Consider the following 17,787-nt stretch of genomic DNA (forward strand, 5'->3'; position numbering starts at 1 on the left):
GTGGCATGAGCACGCGACTGAGCAATGGTTGTCATGAAGTAGCCGGCAGCAGCCAGCAACAGAGCGCCGCCGCCAGCACCATGGCCGCCGCCGCCAGCGAAATGACCGCGAGCATCGAGGAAATCACCCGGCACGCCGAGCGCGCGCTGGACATGGCCAACCAGGCCGAGGCGCTGGCCAAGGATGGTGGGCGGGTGATCCATCAGGTGGTCAGCGACATGGACGGCATCGCCCGTTCGGCGCAGCAGTCGGCACAGGTGATCCGCACCCTGGACAAGGAATCCGAAGGGATTTTCAGCATCATCCAGGTGATCAAGGGCATCGCCGACCAGACCAACCTGTTGGCGCTCAACGCCGCCATCGAAGCCGCCCGCGCCGGGGAGCAGGGCCGTGGTTTTGCCGTGGTGGCCGATGAAGTTCGCAGCCTGGCGGGCCGTACCAGCGCTTCGACCCAGGAAATCGCCGCCATGGTCTCGCGCATCCAGCAAAGCACCCGAGAAGCGGTGATCAGCATGGAGGAGGGCGTGTCCCAGGTCGACAAGGGCATGGCCGTGACTGCCGACGTCGAGCGTGCCATCCGCGAGATCCTCGAGGCCACCCTCAACACCACGCAATTGGTCAACGACATCAGTCGCACCATCGGCGAGCAGAGCCTGGCCAGCAATGAAATCGCCCATCAGGTGGAGATGATTGCCGGGATGTCCGAGGGCAACAGCAAGGTGATTGGGCAGACTGCCTTGACGACGGATGAGTTGTCTTCGCTGGCGGGGCAACTGTCGCAGTCGGTGGATCGCTTCCGCCTTTGATACATCCTTTCATTTTGTACTGCCTTCAAGGGCCCCTTCGCGAGCAAGCCCGCTCCCACATTTGAAATGCATTCCAAATGTGGGAGCGGGCTTGCTCGCGAAAGCAGTCGATCAGACAACACAAAACCGAATTTTTAAAGATACTTATCCGTCACCGCCCCCTCCGAAGCACTGGACACCGTCTTCGCATACTTGGCCAACACCCCGCGCTTGTACTTCGATTCCGGCCGTATCCAACGGCTCTTGCGCTCGGCCAGTTGAGCATCGGACACATCAACGGTGATCTGCCGGCTTTGTGCATCGATGGTGATCCGGTCGCCATCTTCGACCAGCGCTATCGGCCCGCCTTCAAACGCCTCCGGTGTGATATGCCCCACCACGAAGCCATGGGAGCCACCGGAAAAACGCCCGTCGGTGATCAGCGCCACATCCTTGCCCAAACCCTTGCCCATCACCGCCGATGTCGGCGAGAGCATTTCGCGCATGCCCGGTCCGCCCTTGGGCCCTTCGTAGCGAATCACGATCACATCGCCCGCCTGCACTTCGCCATTGAGGATGCCGGCCAGGGCGCCTTCCTCGCCGTGGTAGACCCTGGCCGTGCCTTCGAAGCGCAGGCCTTCCTTGCCGGTGATCTTGGCTACGGCCCCGGTGGGCGCGAGGTTGCCGTGCAGGATCACCAGGTGCGAGTCCTTCTTGATCGGCTGATCGAAGGGCAGGATCACGTCCTGGCCAGCGGGGTAGTCGGGCACGTTTTCGAGGTTTTCCGCCAGGGTCTTGCCGGTCACGGTCATCACATCGCCGTGCAGCATGCCAGCGGCGAGCATGCGCTTCATCAAGGGCTGGATGCCCCCAATGGCCACCAGCTCGCTCATCATGTATTTGCCACTGGGGCGCAGGTCGGCCACCACCGGTGAAATCTTGCCCAGCTCGACGAAGTCGTCCAGGGTCAGCTCGACATCCACTGCATTGGCCATGGCCAACAGATGCAGCACGGCATTGGTCGAGCCGGCGAGGGCGATCACCACGCGGATGGCGTTTTCAAAGGCCTTGCGGGTCATGATGTCCCGGGGCTTGAGGTCCAGCTTGAGCAATTCCATCACCTGCTGGCCGGCGCGGAAACTGTCCGAGGCCTTGTCGCTGCCAACGGCATCCTGGGAGCTCGAACCGGGCAGGCTCATGCCCAGCGCCTCGATGGCCGAGGCCATGGTGTTGGCGGTGTACATGCCACCACAGGAGCCGGGGCCGGGAATGGCCACTTCCTCGATCTGCTTGACCTGGATCTCGCTGATGTCACCGCGCGCGTGCTGGCCCACGGCTTCGAACACGGAGATGATGTCGGTGTGGCCGGCGCCGGGGCGGATGGTGCCGCCATAGACGAAGATCGAAGGTCGGTTGAGCCGCGCCATGCCGATCAGGCAGCCTGGCATGTTCTTGTCGCAACCCCCCACGGTCACCAGCCCATCGAAGCCTTCGCAGCCGACCACCACCTCGATGGAATCGGCGATCACCTCGCGGGACACCAGTGAATATTTCATGCCTTCGGTGCCGTTGGCGATGCCGTCGGAAATGGTGATGGTGTTGAAAATCACGCCCTTGGCGCCCGCGGCATTCGCGCCTTTTTCCGCTTCGATCGCGAGTTTGTCGATGTGCATGTTGCACGGCGTGACCATCGCCCAGGTGGAGGCGATGCCGATCTGTGGTTTCTTGAAGTCTTCGTCGGTAAAACCCACGGCACGCAGCATGGCGCGGGCGGGGGCAGCCTCCACGCCGTCGATTACCTGGGAGGAATGTTTGCGCAGATCGTCTTTATCGCTCATGGCTCTTGCCCACCTGCTCGATTGAAGACCAGTGAGTATAGTCGCCCATCCACGGCATCCATCACGCGCGGGCTGGGCTTGTCGTGATATTCTTCGCAACAACTTGGTTTGATCTATTCAGTTTTCCTGTCCTTGAGGCGGGCGAGCAGAATCACTGTCGCTCAAGTAGCTGAAGCCAAAAAAGATAAAAAGTCAGTTCAGTAGGGACATATAACTGGGGTCGATGCGGTCCATCGGCCTTGTGTGCCCACCTTCCAGCCGTCATGTGCAGCCGTTATGTACGAGAACCCGCGACAGACTTGCCTGAATGCCGTGAGACAAGCGGCTTGCGATCGCGGTTGGAAGGGTGGATGGCGTTTTATCATAGGTGCTACAGATGTTTAAGAAAGTGAACACGGCCCTGCTGGGGCTGGCCTTGTCGTTGGGGATGACGACAGCCCAGGCCGAAGATGCCAAGAAAGTCGACGTGCTGTTGATCGGCGGCGGCATCATGAGCGCAACCCTCGGTGTGTGGCTCAATGAGCTGGAACCCGGCACCTCGATGGAAATGATCGAGCGCCTCGACGGCGTCGCCCAGGAAAGCTCCAACGGCTGGAACAACGCCGGTACCGGTCACTCTGCCCTGGCCGAGTTGAACTACACCCCGGAAGACGAGAAAGGCAACGTCTCGATTCCCAAGGCCGTTGAAATCAACGAAGCGTTCCAGATCTCCCGTCAGTTCTGGGCCTGGCAGGTCCAGCAAGGTGTGCTGAAGAACCCGCGTTCGTTCATCAACTCCACACCGCACATGAGCTTCGTGTGGGGCGATGACAACATCAAGTTCCTGAAAAAGCGCTACGAAGCCCTGCAGGCAAGCCCGCTGTTCGCCGGCATGCAGTACTCCGAAGACCCGGCCGTGATCAAGAAGTGGGTCCCGCTGATGATGGAAGGGCGTGACCCGAACCAGAAAATCGCGGCCACCTGGTCTCCGATCGGTACCGACGTGAACTTTGGCGAAATCACCCGCCAGTTCGTTGCACACCTGCAAACCACGCCGAAATTCGACCTGAAACTGTCCAGCGAAGTGCAGGACATCAGCAAGAACGCCGACGGCAGCTGGCGCGTCAGCTACAAAAACCTGAAAGACGGCAGCAAATCCGAAACCGACGCCAAGTTCGTGTTCATCGGCGCTGGTGGCGGTGCCCTGCACCTGCTGCAGAAGTCCGGCATTCCTGAAGCCAAGGAATACGCAGGCTTCCCGGTGGGCGGCTCGTTCCTGGTGACCGAGAACCCGACCATTGCCGAACAACACCTGGCCAAGGCCTACGGCAAGGCTTCGGTTGGCGCACCGCCGATGTCGGTTCCGCACCTGGACACCCGCGTGCTGGATGGCAAGCGCGTGATCCTGTTTGGCCCATTCGCGACCTTCAGCACCAAGTTCCTGAAGGAAGGTTCGTACCTGGACCTGCTGACCACCACCACCACGCATAACGTGTGGCCAATGACCAAGGTCGGCATCAAGGAATACCCGCTGGTCGAGTACCTTGCCGGTCAACTGATGCTGTCGGACGAAGACCGCCTCAACGCCCTGAAGGAATACTTCCCGAACGCCAAGGCCGAGGACTGGCGCCTGTGGCAAGCCGGCCAGCGCGTGCAGATCATCAAGCGTGACGAAGCTGCCGGTGGCGTACTGAAACTGGGCACCGAAATCGTCGCCTCGCAAGACGGCACCATCGCCGGCCTGCTGGGCGCGTCCCCGGGCGCTTCCACTGCCGCACCGATCATGCTGACCGTGCTGCAGAAAGTGTTCAAGGACAAGGTCGCGACCCCGGCCTGGCAGGAAAAACTGCATCAAATCGTGCCGAGCTACGGCACCCAGCTCAACGCCAATCCGCAAAAGGTTGCCGAGGAATGGGCCTACACCGCCAAGGTGCTGGAACTGACTCCACCACCTGCGATCGGCCAGGCTGTGGCTCCGGCTGTCGAGGCTGAAAAAGCCAAGGCACCGAAAGAGAATGCTGCGGCGGACATGGCGCTTTAACTGAGCGCTTGATCAAAAAGCCCACTGAGCCAGGGATGGCCAGTGGGCTTTTTTGTAACCCCTGCAACAAATCCCCGTACCTTTAGGAGCGAGCATGCTCGCGATGAACCTGAGAGCACCGCGGGGTGCCAGGCTTCCCGCGTAATCGTTGACGACCATCGTCGGAACGCCGCCCGGAGCATGCTCGCTCCTACAGGTTCATTGGCTCCATCTGTTTCATCTGATCCGTATTTTTCAGCGCTTTCTGACGCTGTAATGCAATCAGTTCGAGCCCCACAATGACGGCAAGTTGCGCAGCGGTAGCCGCGGTGCACCGCACTTTCGAAATGTTGGAGGCTCTATGGGCAAGATGGCGATTTTCCTCGGTGGTTTTCTGGTGTTGACCATTCTGATTGGCGTGCTAGCAACGATTTCGCCGGTCTGAGGCCAGAGGCTACGCGTGCCTAGGTCGCCGGACCTTGTTGCTTGATGTTCCCACAGAAAATATCGACGTTGCCGTCTGTCGATGCGGTTCGCACGACGATGTGATAGTCACCGGACAGCAAGACAGGCAGGGCCACAGGCACGCTTCTGGAAAACGACCAGCCGCGAATCGGCTGGCGTTCGGTGTTGACCTTGTCATTCATGGCGTACGCGACGGGGCCGGGTTGCTGGCAGCTGCCCTTGTTGATGAAGCTGTAGAGACGCAGGGGCAGGGCGGCACCGCTTGGTACACCACTGATGAAGAAACTCAGCCCGGTTTGTTGGTCCCACTCGGACAACGTGACATTGCCGATCTGACCGGTGTTCTGCCGGGTGGGATCCAGGGTAACCGACACACTCTGCCTGGATGAGGTGGCGCAGCCGAACAGGCTGGCGCAAATCAACAGCGCCGCCAGTGAATGTCTGAGCTTCATGGCCAAACTCCTGTGTTGAAAAACGGCAAGTGGAGATTAGCGGGTATCGCTCATTTTTCGAGCGCTGAGTGGCTGTCGATTTTGCCGCAATCGATGCGCACAGATGTGAAACCGGTTCTAGACTTTGACCGTCAGCCATCTGTCGAGAATCGTTGGCCAAGGAGTGATCATGCCTCCCCGCAAAAACAAGCCCGCCAAAGCCAAAAAAAATACCGCGGTCATTGAAGAACCGGTGTTTCGCTCGCGCAAGGAACGCCTGCACGCGGGTGAACGATTAAGCCAGAACCTGCCCCATGCGCTGCACGCCGAGTGGAAACCGCCACGCAAGCATCGCGATCCGATCGAGCTGCTGGAAGCGTCCAACCGTTATCGGCTGGCCAACCTGATACCGGTGCGCTACGGGCGCATGTTGCGCAGCCCGTTTGCTTTTTTGCGTGGCTCAGCGGGCTTGATGGCGTACGACCTGGCCAAGACCCCCACCACGGGGATCGAGGTGCAAGCCTGTGGCGATTGCCACCTGTTGAACTTTGGCTTGTTCGCCACCCCCGAACGCAACCTTATTTTTGACATCAATGATTTTGACGAAACGCTTCCCGCGCCTTGGGAATGGGACGTGAAACGCCTGGCGATCAGTTTTGTAGTGGCGGCCCGCGATAACCGGATCAGCGATAAGGTGGCACGGGGCATCGCCATGGAGTGCGTACGTGTTTACCGTGAGCGCTTGCGTAAACTGTCGAAGTTGAGCCCGCTGGAGGTCTGGTATGAGCGCCTGGATGCCCAGACGATCATCGACACCGCGCCCACGGCCGAGATCCGGAAGTTTCGCGAACAAGTGATGGCCAGGGCCAGGGTGCGGGTCGGCGAGTATCTTTATCCAAAAATCAGCAACGAAGTGGCAGGGCGCCGACGGCTGATCGATCAGCCCCCGATCCTTTATCATGTGGATGAACCGGACTTCATGCAGCGAGCCCGTGCAGCGCTGCAGGCTTATCGATTGTCGCTACCCCATGAACGGCGTGTGTTGTTCGATCGATATCGCCTCGAAGACATTGCCGTCAAGGCGGTCGGGATCGGCAGCGTGGGTACCTACTGTTTCGTCGGCCTGTTCTTCAGCGCAGAAAACCAGCCGTTGCTCCTGCAATTCAAGGAAGCCTGCCCTTCCGTGCTGGCGCCTTACGCCGGCAAGAGCGAGTTCGAAAACCAGGGGCAGCGCGTCGTCACCGGGCAGCGACTGATGCAGTCCTCCAGCGATATTTTTCTGGGCTGGACCCGTGGCCAGAAAGGTCGTGATTTCTTTGTACGCCAGATGCGCGACATGAAAATGTCGGCCCCGATTGAAGGCATCACGCCAGCGCGCTTGAAGCGGTATGCCCAATGGTGCGGCCAGACGCTTGCCAGGGCCCACGCCAAGTCCGGGGACGCAGCGCTCATCAGCGGCTATCTGGGCAAATCGGATAGTTTCGACCAGGCCATCGGCAAATTTGCCGTGACCTATGCCGATCAGAATGCCAAGGACTATGCCGCGCTGCTGGCTGCGTACAAGTCCGGGCGGATCACCGCGCTCATGGAAGAAGAGTGACCGGCGACTGGGGCAACTACCGCCCGTGCGCGGTGTCTGCCAGTTGCGCGGTATCGACCCGTACGAAAATGGAGTCGCCCACTGCCGTCAACACATCGCCGGCGAAGACTTCGCAGATGACCCGTGTCTTGCGTCCGACTTCACCTTCCACTCGCGCCCGCAGGGTCAGCGGGATACCCATGGGTGTCGGCTTGATGAACTTGATGCCGAGGTTGCCGGTGACGCAACTGATGCGCGGCAAGCTTGCGGCATCGCGGTTTTCCGCTCGGTAGTGATAAGCCATGACCGCCCAGTTGGAGTGGCAGTCGACCAACATGGCGATCAGTCCGCCGTAGACCAGGTCCGGCCAGCCGCAGTATTTGGCATCGGGTACGTGCTCGGCCATGACATGCACGCCGTCCTCATGCCAGTAGCTCTTGATGTGCAGCCCGTGGGGGTTGCTGCTGCCGCAGCCGTAGCAAACGCCATCGGGCGCGGCGGCGTCTTGCAGGGAGGTATCGTGGTTGGACATGTGTCGATGTTCCGAAATATTCAAATTATTGTCTGTAGGAGCCAGGCTTGCCGGCGAACCGGACGCCGCGGTGTATCTGTCGCACCGCGTTATCGTTCTTCGCCGGCAAGCCTGGCTCCTACAGGGGGTTGTGTAACCCTAAATCCGGGCTAGCGCCTGCGCCAAGTCTGCACGCAAGTCTTCGATATCCTCAACCCCCACGGACAACCGCACCAGCGCATCGCCAATGCCCAACTGCGCGCGGGTTTCCACCGGGATGGTGGCGTGGGTCATGATCGCCGGGTGTTCGATCAGGCTTTCCACGCCGCCCAGGCTTTCGGCCAGGGCGAAGATATGCACGCTTTCCAGGAAACGCCGGGAGCCGGCCAGGTCAGTGTTCAAGTCGACAGAGATCATCCCGCCGTAGCCGCGCATCTGCTGCCGCGCCAGCTCATGCTGCGGGTGCGAGGGCAGGCCGGGGTAATAGACCCGGGCGACTTGCGGTTGACGTTCCAGCCAATGCGCCAGATCCAGCGCATTGCTGCAGTGGCGCTCCATGCGCAACGCCAGGGTCTTGACCCCGCGCAGGGTGAGGAAGGCGTCGAACGGTCCGGCGATGGCGCCCACCGCGTTCTGCAGGAACCCCAGGCGCTCGGCCAGTTCGGCGTTTTGCCCGACCACGGCGATGCCGCCAATGACGTCGGAGTGGCCATTGAGATACTTGGTGGTCGAATGCAGCACGATGTCGAAGCCCAGTTCCAGGGGGCGTTGTATCCACGGGCTGGCAAAGGTGTTGTCCGCCACGCAGATGATGCCGCGGTCGCGGCAGGTGCGGGCGATGGCGGCAAGGTCAGTGAGGCGCAGCAGTGGATTGCTCGGCGTCTCGACCATGACCATGCGTGTGTCGTCCTGCAAGGCGGCCTCGAAGGCGGCGAGGTCGGTCAGGTCGACAAAGCTGAAGCGATGTCCGGCACTGCGCTGGCGCACCTTGTCGAACAGGCGGAAGGTGCCGCCGTACAGGTCATTTCCGGAGACGATGTGCGAGCCGGCGTCGAGCAGTTCCAGCACCGTGGAAATGGTCGCCAGGCCCGAGGCGAATGCAAAGCCCCGGGTGCCGCCTTCGAGATCGGCGACGCAGCGTTCCAGCGCCCAGCGCGTCGGATTGTGTGAACGTCCGTAGTCCAGCCCCTTGTGCACGCCAGGGCTCTGCTGCAGATAGGTGGAGTTGGCGTAGATCGGCGGCATCAGCGCGCCGGTCGACGGGTCCGGCGCTTGCCCTGCATGGATCACGCGGGTGGCGAAGCCCCGTGGCGGGGCATTTTCATCGTGCTGACTCATGGCAGGGATCTCCGCAGGTGATTGAGCATGTCGGTTCGGGTGATCAGGCCGTGGAAACCTGAGGCATCCTGGATGATCGCCACCAGTCCTCGGCCCAGTTCCGCCTCCAGATCCGCCAGTGAGGCGTCGGGGGCCAGGGTTTGCAATTTGTCGGTCATGGCGCTGGAGACGGTCTTGCGAAAGTGCGTAGCGTCTTCATGCACGCCCAGCAGGATGTCCGACTCGTCGATTACACCGACCAGTTGCTTGCCGCTCACCAGCACCGGCAGTTGCGACACATCCGCCAGGCGCATGCGCTGGAACGCGGTGAGCAGGGTGTCGTCGGGGCCGACGCTGATCACCCGGCCGTCCTCGAAGCGCCGCGCGATCAGGTCGCGCAGGTCGCCGTACTGCTTGCTTTTCAGCAGCCCTTGATCGTTCATCCACTGGTCGTTATAGACCTTCGACAAGTAACGCGTACCGGTGTCGCAGACGAAGCTGACCACCCGTTTCGGTTGGGTTTGCTCGCGGCAGTAGCGCAATGCGGCCGCTAACAGGGTGCCGGTCGACGAACCGCCGAGAATGCCCTCGGCGCGCAGCAACTGGCGGGCATGATCGAAGCTTTCCTCGTCGCTGATCGAGTAGGCGTGGCGCACGCTGGACAGGTCGGCAATCGACGGAATGAAGTCTTCGCCGATGCCTTCGACGGCCCAGGAGCCAGGTGTGCCGAGGGTGCCGCTGCGGCTGTATTCGGCCATCACTGAGCCGACCGGGTCGGCCAGGACCATTTCCAGTTCCGGTTGCACACGGCTGAAGAACCGGGTCAGCCCGGTCAGCGTGCCGGCCGAACCCACGCCGACCACGATGGCATCGACATCATGCTGGGTTTGTGCCCAGATCTCCGGTGCGGTGCTGCACTCATGGGCCAGTGGGTTGGCCGGGTTGTTGAACTGGTCGGCGAAGAAGGCGTCGGGGATTTCGCTGGCCAGGCGCCCGGCAACGTCCTGGTAGTACTCCGGATGGCCTTTGCCGACATCGGAACGGGTGATATGCACCTCGGCGCCCATGGCCTTGAGGTGCAGGACCTTCTCGGTGGACATCTTGTCCGGCACCACCAGCACCACCCGATAACCCTTGGCGCGGCCGACCAGTGCCAGGCCCAGGCCGGTGTTGCCGGCCGTGGCTTCGACGATGGTGCCACCGGGTCGCAGGCGGCCGTCGCGTTCGGCGGCATCGATCATGGCAAGGCCGATGCGGTCCTTGATCGAACCGCCGGGGTTCTGGGATTCGAGCTTGAGAAACAGCGTGCACGGGCCGGTATCGAAACGGCTGACGCGCACCAGGGGCGTGTTGCCGATCAGTTCGAGTACGGCGGGGCGGGAGTCTTGGGGCATGTCGTCACCTCGTTGCGCTAGCACCATGGATGGACAAGAAGACGGCGGCGAATCATCGCACCGGTCTTGAAATTGTTGTGTCTGGACCATAGGCCGGGATCGCCAGACTCGCAACCGTGCGGGTGAAAGTGCCCTTCGGGATGTATTTAAGAACTGGGTAGAGCCCTGTAGGAGCGAGCACGCTCGCGAAAAACCTGAGAGCACTGCGGGGTGTCAGGCTCCCCGCGTCATCGTTGACCTCCATCGCGAGCATGCTCGCTCCTACCAGTGCGAAGCCGTTACCGCAGGAATGGATATACACCCACGTAGCGGGCCAATCGAGCCCTGCGGTGTGCGCATGAGGTTGTTAGCGAAAGCGTTGGGGAATGGCCTCGGCAAACGGATAGAAGGCGAACCAGGGCCTGGCTTCGTCGATGACGCGTTGGAATGAGGGCCGTTGTACCAGCCTGTCGAAATACCCGCTCAGGTGCTGGCAATCGACGGGGAAGGGCACCAGGGTACTGGCATAGAACAGGGCCGGGGCCGCCGCGCAATCGGCCAGGCTGAAGTCCGGGCTGGCCACCCAGGTTCGCGAGGCCAGCTGGCGCTCGAGCATGCCGTAGGCCGTGGTGAGCATGGCCCGTTCCCGGCTCAGGTCGCCGTTCGTCGCGCGAATGCGATCGGCGACTATCTGTTGCAACGGTCCCTGCACGTACTGGTCGAAAAACCGATCCCACAGGCGTACTTGCAAGGCAGTTTCCCAATCACCGGGCAGCAGGCAGCGCCCACCTGCATGGAAGCGGTCCAGGTATTCGATGATGACACTCGATTCCGCCAGCCCCTGCGGGTACGTGTAATCGCGGATGACCGGGAACTTGCACAGGGGCCATAACGCCTCGAGCTCCGCGCGGTCTGCTGCACTGGAAAGATCGATGACTCGCCGTTGGAAATCGATGTCGTACTCGTAGAGTGCGATCAGCACTTTGTGGCAGAACGACGAAAGCGGGTGGTAATAGAGGGTCAGCGGCATCGGTCAACTCCTCGGGCGGGAAGGCGCCCCATGGGGTGATTGCTGTGACAGGCAGATTAAGTCGCAGGCACGGTGTTCGCCAGCCCTGCGGGTTTGCGCCGTATTCCAGGCTGTCGAAAACGTTGCGCATAGCGACCGTGGGCTATGCTCCCGGACACCGATAATGGCCATTACGATCTCCTTTTGGCCAACCCCGCGCTGTGAACCTGCCGGGCTGTCGGCAAGAATCGAAACCGGTGGCTGATGCGCAAGAGCCTCCCATCGATAACTATGAACCCGATCTTCCTTGCCTTGGCTGTTTTGCCGGGCGCTGCCGTGTACAGCACATAAAAACCATCGAGCTGACTTGGGGAATTGATCCATGGACACAATCAAACGCCTATTGGGTGCCACCGTTTGCGGCCTGACGCTGCTGGCCAGTGCCGTACATGCCGAGCAGCGTGAATTGCGGGTGTACAACTGGGCGGACTATATCCTGCCGTCCGTGCCCAAGGACTTCGCCGAGAAAACCGGGATCAAGGTCACCTGGGACACCTTCGACACCAACGAATCCCTGGAGGCCAAGCTGCTGACCGGCAACAGCGGCTATGACCTGGTGGTGCCGTCGAATCAGTTCATCGAAACCCAGATCAAGGCCGGTGTGTTCCAGAAACTGGACAAGACCAAGCTGCCCAACTGGAAACACCAGGACCCGGCGCTGCTCAAGTTGCTGGACAAGAACGACCCTGGCAATCAGTACGGCGTGCCTTACATGTACGGCACCGTGTTGATCGGCTTCAACCCGGCGAAGGTCAAGGCCGCCCTGGGCGAGAATGCACCGGTGGACAGTTGGGACCTGGTGTTCAAGCCCGAGAATATGGAAAAACTCAAGGCCTGTGGTGTCGCCATGCTCGACTCGCCCTCCGAGATTCTGCCGCTGGCCCTGCATTACCTGGGGCTGGACCCCAACAGCCAGAACCCCGAGGACTACGAAAAGGCCAAGGCGCTGATGCTGAAGATTCGCCCTTATGTCACCTACTTCAACTCGGCCAAGTACATGACCGATATCGCCAACGGTGACATTTGCGTGGCCATCGGCTACTCCGGCAGCTTCTACCAGTTCGGCAACCGCGCCAAGGAGGCCGGCAATGGCGTGGTGGTCGATTGGCGCTTGCCCAAGGAGGGCGCGCCGATCTGGTTCGACACCTTTGCCATTCCCAAGAGCGCGAAGAACGTCGATGAAGCCCACGCGTTTCTCAACACCTTGCTCGACCCGACCGTCATCGCACCGATCAGCGACTTCCTCGGTTACCCGAATGCCAACAAGGACTCGCTGGCGCTGATCAACAAGGAGATCACCGGCAACCCGAACCTGACGCCGACCCCCGAGGCCCTCAAAACCCTGTACGTCGTGCAGCCGTTGCCGCAGAAGCTGGAGCGGGTGCGCACGCGGGTGTGGACGGCCATCAAGTCGGACAAATAACCCTCAATCCTGTAGGCGCGAGCAGGCGCCGGGCGACGATGCACCTGAGAGTGCCCCGTGGTGTCAGATGCCCCGCGTCATCGTTGACCACCATCGCGAGCATGCTCGCTCCTACACGGCTTTGGTGGTGCGGATAAGGTTGTTGCGCAATTTCACGATCGCCTGCTGCATCTGCACGAAATCGTCGGGATCCAGGCCGGTTTGCGGAAAGCCGTCTTCCGTCAGCTCTGTGCGCAACTGGCGACCGGCGTCGGTCAGGCTGATTCGTACCTGGCGTTCGTCTTCCGGGTCGCGCTGACGCAGCAGGTAACCCATCGCTTCGAGCTTTTTCAGGATCGGGGTGAGGGTGTTGGATTCCAGGAACAGTTTTTCCCCGAGGCTGCCGACGGTCTGGTTGTCCTGCTCCCACAGCGCAACGAGGGTGATGTATTGCGTATAGGTCAGGCCGAGTCGTTCCAGCATCGGCTTGTAGGCCTTGCCGAAAGCGAGGTTGGTGGAATAGACCGCAAAACACAGGAAATCGGAAAGCTTGAGGTCCAGGGCGGACGTCTTGTCGGTGGTTTTCATGGGTGCTCTCTTTGGGCAGGCTGCGACGCTGGAATTATACATCGTATGCGATGGTGTCGGAAGTGCTCTAAACCTCCGGGTCCCGCCCCCCAAGCGGCCGGTTACCGGGGATAACCCTGGCGAACCGGCCGTGCGGTGCATCACGCGGTCTGGACGTTGATGCTCACGTCGATGTTGCCGCGGGTGGCCTTGGAGTACGGGCAGATCGCATCGGCGTTGTGCGCCAGTTCGGTCGCGACTTCATGTGACAGGCCTGGCACCCGCAGGGTCAGTCGGGCCTGGAGAAAGTAGGCTGCACCGGTCTGGCCCAGGTCGACTTCGATGTCCACGGCCGTGTCGGCGGGCAATGTCACCTTCGCCTGTTGGGCGGCCAGGCCCACCGCAGCGATGTAGCAGGCCGACCATGCTCCGGCGAAGAGTTGCTCGGCCTTGGGGTGCGGTTGTACGCCGGTGAACACATGTGCCGGTGTGACGCTGCCAGGGGACGACAATTCGATGTCGAGGTTGCCGTTATGGCCGCGCGAGGTGGTGCCGGTGCTGCTCAGGGTGGTGTGGGTCTTGCCGGTGGCCAGGACTTTTTCGATCTTGCTCATGATGAGTTCCTCAAGTTTACTGTGGGTATAGTATTCGCATGCGCTAGAATCGCATGCGATATTAATTATGCGGTAATGACGTTCAGGGCAACGTCGATATTGCCGCGCGTGGCCTTGGAATAGGGGCAGATGGAGTCGGCGATATGCGCCAGTTCCGTTGCAACGTCCTGTGCCAGCCCCGGCACGCGCAGGGTCAGTCGGGCCTGGAGGAAGTACGCTGGACCCGTCTGGCCAAGGTCCACTTCGATGTCGACCGCCAGATCCGCCGGCAGCGCGATGTTGCGCTCTGCGGCCACCAGGCCGACGGCCGCGGTGTAGCAGGCCGACCAGGCCCCGGCGAACAATTGCTCGGCTTTCGGGTGCGGCTGGGTGGCGGCGAACACATGGGCTGGCTGGGCAGAGCCTGGGGTCGACAGTTCGATGTCGAGGTTGCCGTTGTGGCCGCGCAAGGCATTGCCGGCGCTGCTCAGGGTGGTGTGGGTCGTGCCGGTGGCCAGGACTTTTTCGATCTTGCTCATGGGTCAATCCTCAAGGGTGCGGTCAGGTTGTATGTATTGTCGTGCGCGCTTAGATCGCATCCGATGGAAATAATAGTCCTCCAGATCTCAATCGACGTCAAGCGGTATTTTCATGCCCGGACGACGGACGGTCGAAGCGAATGATGCCCGCCTATTCAGAAAGAAAAATGCCCCGAGCTGTTCAGGCTCGGGGCATCAGCATTGACGCGTGACCATCGATTTCGGGTGCAACAGGTGATCAGCTTTGCGGCACTACCCGGGCTTCGTTGCCGGTGCCTTCGATATAAACATTCTGGCCTTTGCTCAGTGCGGCATTGACCGGCTGGGTCACCGAGACCAGGACGCCGCTCTTGGTACGCACGATAATCTGCTGGGCCTGTTGCGGTTGATCGTATCTTTTCTTCTCGGCGTAGTTGCCACCCGCCGCACCTGCAAGGGCGCCCGCGACCATGGCGACATCTCGCCCGGTGCCCGACCCGATCAGGCTACCGATGCCCACGCCCGCGAGTCCGCCAAGGATGGCGCCGACGCCGCTGTCGTGGTTGGTCTGCATCTGCGTCATGGTGATCTGCTCGATTTTTCCTGAGCGGATTTCCATCTCGCCGGCGCCACCGCTGCCAGCATCGACGGCGGTGCAGGCGCAAAGCACTAGACTTACAAGCGTGATCGTTAACCAGGAAGCGATGTTTTTCATGTTGAACTCCATCATCCGGGGGAAGCGGTTCGTTCAAACGCATCAGTGCGCGTTTGACGAAGGAGACTAGCACAGGGCCCTCGACGCGCTGGCCTGTGGCGGCGGGCCTGGCTGTACTGCCGAGGGCACGCGCGCATCTGCCGGATACGCTCACTGAGGGGTGAGATAGACTCATACGGGGCTTATCACGGCAGGAGTGACACGCGTGGCAGGACTGCAATGGATTCGCTGATCACCGCCGCAGCGCAGGCGTTGGCGGCGGGCGATCCGCTGGGTGCGCTGGACCGGATCGCGCTGCGCGAGGATGCGCCCGCGCTGGCACTGCGCGGTATCGCCATGGCGCAACTGGGGGATTTGGTGCGGGCCAAAGCGCTGGTACGCAGGGCCTCGCGGGCCTTTGGGCCGAAAGAAGTCGTGGCGCGGGCACGCTGCACCGTCGCCGAAGCCGAGATTGCACTGGCGTCGCGGGATCTTGGTTGGCCGGTGAAGGCGCTGGAAGCGGCGCGGGTCACGCTGCAAGCCCACGGCGATCTTATCAATGCAGACCACGCGCGTTATCTGGGCATCCGTCGCTTGTTGCTGATCGGCCGGCTCGATGAGGCCCATGGGCAACTCGTTGACCTGGACCCGGCGACGTTGCCGCCACCCTTGCGGGCGACCCATGAGCTGGTCGTGGCAGGGATCGCGATGCGCCATCTGCATTCCCAAGCCGCACGGGCCGCGCTCGCCAGGGCCGAACTCGCCGCGCAACTCGCCGGCATTCCCGCGCTGTCTGCAGAAGTCGAAAGTGCATCCTCCATTCTCGACAGCCCCGCCGCGCACCAGCTCGTGCGTGGTGAAGAACGGCCTCTGTTGCTGGACGAGGTGGAAGCGCTGCTCGCCTCGACTTCACTGGTGGTGGACGCTTGCCGCTATGTCGTACGCGGCGCGGGCATGTCGGTTTCCCTGTCCAGGCGTCCGATCCTGTTTTCCCTGGTGCGAACACTCGCTGAGGCCTGGCCGGGCGATGTGCCCAGGGAGACCCTCATCGCCCAGGCCTTTCGGTTGAAGCTCAGTGATGAATCCCATCGAGCCCGGCTGCGGGTTGAAATCGGACGCTTGCGCGCGGCGTTGAAACCCTTGGCGACGGTGATCGCCACCCGACGCGGGTTCACATTGGTTGCTCAGGTTTCACCGGACGTGGTGCTGCTCACGCCACCGGTCGAAGAAAAGTATGCAGCAGTATTCGCCTTGCTTGGCGACGGCGAGTCCTGGTCGAGTTCGGCCCTGGCCCTGGCGTTGGGTAGCAGCCAGCGCGCGGTGCAACGCGCGCTCGAAGCACTGGCAGCCAAGGGCAAGGTGCAGTCGTTCGGACAGGGACGGGCACGGCGCTGGGTGACCCCGCCGGTGCCCGGTTTCGCGACGACCTTGTTACTCCCGGTTCCGCTGCCCGGTGGCTAGGATGATCCCGTCAACCCCTTTGGAGGAACACCGAGATGAAACAGTCAGCCGCCAAAATTGTGCGTGAATATGGCCCCTTTGCCGACGTCGCCGATGTGCACGGCGTCACCTGGGACGGCCGGCAGGTGTGGTTTGCGACCACCGACAAGCTCTACGCCCTGGACCCCGACAGTGGAAGTACGGTGCGCTCCCTCGATGTTGCTGCGCATGCCGGGACCGCCTTCGATGGTAAGCATCTGTTCCAGATTGCCGAGGACCGCATCCAGAAAGTCGATCCTCGCAGCGGAGAAATCCTGGCCACGATCCCGGCACCCGGCGGTGGCAACGATTCGGGGCTGACATGGGCCGAAGGCTCATTGTGGGTCGGTCAGTACCGCGAACGGAAAATCCACCAGATCGACCCCGAGACCGGGACTGTCCTGCGTACCCTGCAATCCAACCGTTTTGTCACGGGGGTGACCTGGGTCGAGGGCGCGCTGTGGCATGGCACCTGGGAAGACGAGGAGAGCGAATTGCGCCGCGTCGACCCGAACACCGGCGAAGTCCTGGAGAGCCTCAGGCTCCCTGATGGCATTGGGGTGTCGGGGCTTGAGTCAGACGGTGGCGAGCGGTTCTTCTGCGGGGGCGGTAGCAGTGGGCGGGTGAGGGTGGTGCAGCGGCCCTGATGGGTTGATTTGGATTGGGTGTATATCCATTGCTGCGGTAACGGCTACCTAGGGTTTCGCACTTACTGTAGGAGCCAGGCTTGCCGGTGAAGGCGTCCTGACAGACGATGATTGTCTTTCAGGTGTGCATATCCATTGCTGCGGTAACGGCCACTTAGGGTTTCGCCCTTACGGCGAGTCACTTGGAAGAGCCCCAAGTAACCAAGGGCTCTTGCCCCTGGCGTTCGGCCCCTCGCTGGGGCTCGGGGTACCCTCGCTCCGGTCCTGCTCCGTGGGCCCGCCGCGATGGGCCATCCTTGGCCCAGCGCGGCTAAACCGGCATCCATGCCGGTTTACCCACTGCGCAGAACCTCCACTCGGCCTCTCGATATAGGTTGTCCGTTCCTTTCCTCCTCCATACTTCGGTGTCTGGAAGTCAGTTTTGATCAGGGAAGGAACATGCACCTGTGGGCTACGAATATGCCTCTCAAGCACGTGATGATTACCCCCTCACTTTCGAGCCCCCAGGTGCGCTTGCGCC

16 protein-coding genes are annotated in these 17,787 nt (G+C 61.5%); 6 read left to right on the plus strand and 10 right to left on the minus strand.

The window, feature by feature from the left end:
• Positions 1 to 80 precede the first annotated feature (80 nt).
• A complete protein-coding gene (locus CGA21_RS30530; protein WP_411157094.1) occupies positions 81 to 806 on the plus strand; it encodes a methyl-accepting chemotaxis protein in 726 nt (241 codons plus the stop codon).
• A 134-nt stretch (positions 807 to 940) separates the two neighbouring features.
• Here CGA21_RS30530 and ilvD read toward each other — a convergent pair whose 3' ends face one another.
• A complete protein-coding gene (ilvD, locus tag CGA21_RS27180; protein ID WP_188265451.1) occupies positions 941 to 2,623 on the minus strand; it encodes a dihydroxy-acid dehydratase in 1,683 nt (560 codons plus the stop codon).
• A gap of 376 nt (positions 2,624 to 2,999) precedes the next feature.
• On the opposite strand from ilvD, the gene mqo reads away from it, so the two are divergent.
• Positions 3,000 to 4,643 carry a malate dehydrogenase (quinone) gene (mqo, locus tag CGA21_RS27185; protein ID WP_188265452.1) on the plus strand — a complete coding sequence of 548 codons (1,644 nt, stop codon included), beginning with the start codon at positions 3,000 to 3,002 and terminating at the stop codon, positions 4,641 to 4,643.
• A 443-nt stretch (positions 4,644 to 5,086) separates the two neighbouring features.
• On the opposite strand, the gene CGA21_RS27190 is transcribed toward mqo, so the two are convergent.
• Entirely contained in the window at positions 5,087 to 5,539 is a 453-nt protein-coding gene (locus CGA21_RS27190) for a hypothetical protein (protein WP_188265453.1), read from the minus strand.
• A 406-nt stretch (positions 5,540 to 5,945) separates the two neighbouring features.
• On the opposite strand from CGA21_RS27190, the gene CGA21_RS27195 reads away from it, so the two are divergent.
• A complete protein-coding gene (locus CGA21_RS27195) occupies positions 5,946 to 7,118 on the plus strand; it encodes a DUF2252 domain-containing protein (RefSeq protein WP_411157095.1) in 1,173 nt (390 codons plus the stop codon).
• Positions 7,119 to 7,134: 16 nt separating this feature from the next.
• Here the strand turns inward: CGA21_RS27195 and CGA21_RS27200 are convergent, their stop codons facing one another.
• The 4 genes from CGA21_RS27200 to CGA21_RS27215 form a co-directional block, all read right to left on the minus strand.
• Complete coding sequence (locus tag CGA21_RS27200) at positions 7,135 to 7,629, minus strand: PaaI family thioesterase (RefSeq protein WP_110750578.1); 495 nt, start codon at positions 7,627 to 7,629, stop codon at positions 7,135 to 7,137.
• Positions 7,630 to 7,767: 138 nt separating this feature from the next.
• Entirely contained in the window at positions 7,768 to 8,946 is a 1,179-nt protein-coding gene (locus CGA21_RS27205; RefSeq protein WP_110750576.1) for a trans-sulfuration enzyme family protein, read from the minus strand.
• Positions 8,943 to 10,319, minus strand: coding sequence for a pyridoxal-phosphate dependent enzyme (locus CGA21_RS27210; protein WP_110750575.1), 1,377 nt, complete (start codon positions 10,317 to 10,319; stop codon positions 8,943 to 8,945). Before CGA21_RS27210 ends, CGA21_RS27205 begins: the two co-directional genes overlap by 4 nt.
• Positions 10,320 to 10,665: 346 nt before the next feature.
• Entirely contained in the window at positions 10,666 to 11,328 is a 663-nt protein-coding gene (locus CGA21_RS27215; protein ID WP_188265454.1) for a glutathione S-transferase family protein, read from the minus strand.
• 361 nt (positions 11,329 to 11,689) lie between these two features.
• On the opposite strand from CGA21_RS27215, the gene CGA21_RS27220 reads away from it, so the two are divergent.
• Positions 11,690 to 12,790: a polyamine ABC transporter substrate-binding protein gene (locus CGA21_RS27220; protein WP_188265455.1), complete on the plus strand. Its 1,101-nt coding sequence runs from the start codon at positions 11,690 to 11,692 to the stop codon at positions 12,788 to 12,790.
• Positions 12,791 to 12,901: 111 nt separating this feature from the next.
• On the opposite strand, the gene CGA21_RS27225 is transcribed toward CGA21_RS27220, so the two are convergent.
• The 4 genes from CGA21_RS27225 to CGA21_RS27240 all read right to left on the minus strand — a co-directional run bounded on the left by CGA21_RS27225 (position 12,902) and on the right by CGA21_RS27240 (position 15,162).
• Positions 12,902 to 13,357, minus strand: a complete 456-nt coding sequence (locus CGA21_RS27225; RefSeq protein ID WP_110750567.1) for a MarR family winged helix-turn-helix transcriptional regulator — start codon at positions 13,355 to 13,357, stop codon at positions 12,902 to 12,904.
• A 140-nt stretch (positions 13,358 to 13,497) separates the two neighbouring features.
• Positions 13,498 to 13,950 (minus strand): Ohr family peroxiredoxin, encoded by a 453-nt coding sequence (locus CGA21_RS27230; protein WP_110750565.1) that lies wholly within the window; start codon positions 13,948 to 13,950, stop codon positions 13,498 to 13,500.
• Positions 13,951 to 14,015: 65 nt separating this feature from the next.
• Complete coding sequence (locus CGA21_RS27235) at positions 14,016 to 14,468, minus strand: Ohr family peroxiredoxin (protein ID WP_033044024.1); 453 nt, start codon at positions 14,466 to 14,468, stop codon at positions 14,016 to 14,018.
• A 238-nt stretch (positions 14,469 to 14,706) separates the two neighbouring features.
• A complete protein-coding gene (locus tag CGA21_RS27240; protein WP_188265456.1) occupies positions 14,707 to 15,162 on the minus strand; it encodes a glycine zipper 2TM domain-containing protein in 456 nt (151 codons plus the stop codon).
• Positions 15,163 to 15,381: 219 nt separating this feature from the next.
• On the opposite strand from CGA21_RS27240, the gene CGA21_RS27245 reads away from it, so the two are divergent.
• The gene (locus CGA21_RS27245; protein WP_188265457.1) at positions 15,382 to 16,602 is read left to right on the plus strand and encodes a helix-turn-helix domain-containing protein; all 1,221 of its coding nucleotides are present in this window, start codon (positions 15,382 to 15,384) and stop codon (positions 16,600 to 16,602) included.
• Positions 16,603 to 16,637: 35 nt separating this feature from the next.
• A complete protein-coding gene (locus tag CGA21_RS27250; protein WP_110750559.1) occupies positions 16,638 to 17,267 on the plus strand; it encodes a PQQ-binding-like beta-propeller repeat protein in 630 nt (209 codons plus the stop codon).
• The last annotated feature ends 520 nt before the right edge of the window (positions 17,268 to 17,787 follow it).

The organism is Pseudomonas sp. PSB11, from assembly GCF_014596605.1.
Taxonomy (GTDB): domain Bacteria; phylum Pseudomonadota; class Gammaproteobacteria; order Pseudomonadales; family Pseudomonadaceae; genus Aquipseudomonas; species Aquipseudomonas umsongensis.

Excerpts from the sequence above, each read along its gene's own strand:
- CGA21_RS27235 (WP_033044024.1), bottom strand. The coding sequence starts at position 14,468 with ATGAGCAAGATCGAAAAAGTCCTGGCCACCGGCACGACCCACACCACC.
- CGA21_RS27210 (WP_110750575.1), bottom strand. The coding sequence starts at position 10,319 with ATGCCCCAAGACTCCCGCCCCGCCGTACTCGAACTGATCGGCAACACG.
- CGA21_RS27215 (WP_188265454.1), bottom strand. The coding sequence starts at position 11,328 with ATGCCGCTGACCCTCTATTACCACCCGCTTTCGTCGTTCTGCCACAAA.
- ilvD (WP_188265451.1), bottom strand. The coding sequence starts at position 2,623 with ATGAGCGATAAAGACGATCTGCGCAAACATTCCTCCCAGGTAATCGAC.
- CGA21_RS27240 (WP_188265456.1), bottom strand. The coding sequence starts at position 15,162 with ATGAAAAACATCGCTTCCTGGTTAACGATCACGCTTGTAAGTCTAGTG.
- CGA21_RS27230 (WP_110750565.1), bottom strand. The coding sequence starts at position 13,950 with ATGAGCAAGATCGAAAAAGTCCTGGCCACCGGCAAGACCCACACCACC.
- CGA21_RS27200 (WP_110750578.1), bottom strand. The coding sequence starts at position 7,629 with ATGTCCAACCACGATACCTCCCTGCAAGACGCCGCCGCGCCCGATGGC.
- CGA21_RS27245 (WP_188265457.1), top strand. The coding sequence starts at position 15,382 with ATGGATTCGCTGATCACCGCCGCAGCGCAGGCGTTGGCGGCGGGCGAT.
- CGA21_RS30530 (WP_411157094.1), top strand. The coding sequence starts at position 81 with ATGGCCGCCGCCGCCAGCGAAATGACCGCGAGCATCGAGGAAATCACC.
- CGA21_RS27250 (WP_110750559.1), top strand. The coding sequence starts at position 16,638 with ATGAAACAGTCAGCCGCCAAAATTGTGCGTGAATATGGCCCCTTTGCC.
- CGA21_RS27195 (WP_411157095.1), top strand. The coding sequence starts at position 5,946 with ATGTTGCGCAGCCCGTTTGCTTTTTTGCGTGGCTCAGCGGGCTTGATG.
- CGA21_RS27225 (WP_110750567.1), bottom strand. The coding sequence starts at position 13,357 with ATGAAAACCACCGACAAGACGTCCGCCCTGGACCTCAAGCTTTCCGAT.
- mqo (WP_188265452.1), top strand. The coding sequence starts at position 3,000 with ATGTTTAAGAAAGTGAACACGGCCCTGCTGGGGCTGGCCTTGTCGTTG.
- CGA21_RS27190 (WP_188265453.1), bottom strand. The coding sequence starts at position 5,539 with ATGAAGCTCAGACATTCACTGGCGGCGCTGTTGATTTGCGCCAGCCTG.
- CGA21_RS27220 (WP_188265455.1), top strand. The coding sequence starts at position 11,690 with ATGGACACAATCAAACGCCTATTGGGTGCCACCGTTTGCGGCCTGACG.
- CGA21_RS27205 (WP_110750576.1), bottom strand. The coding sequence starts at position 8,946 with ATGAGTCAGCACGATGAAAATGCCCCGCCACGGGGCTTCGCCACCCGC.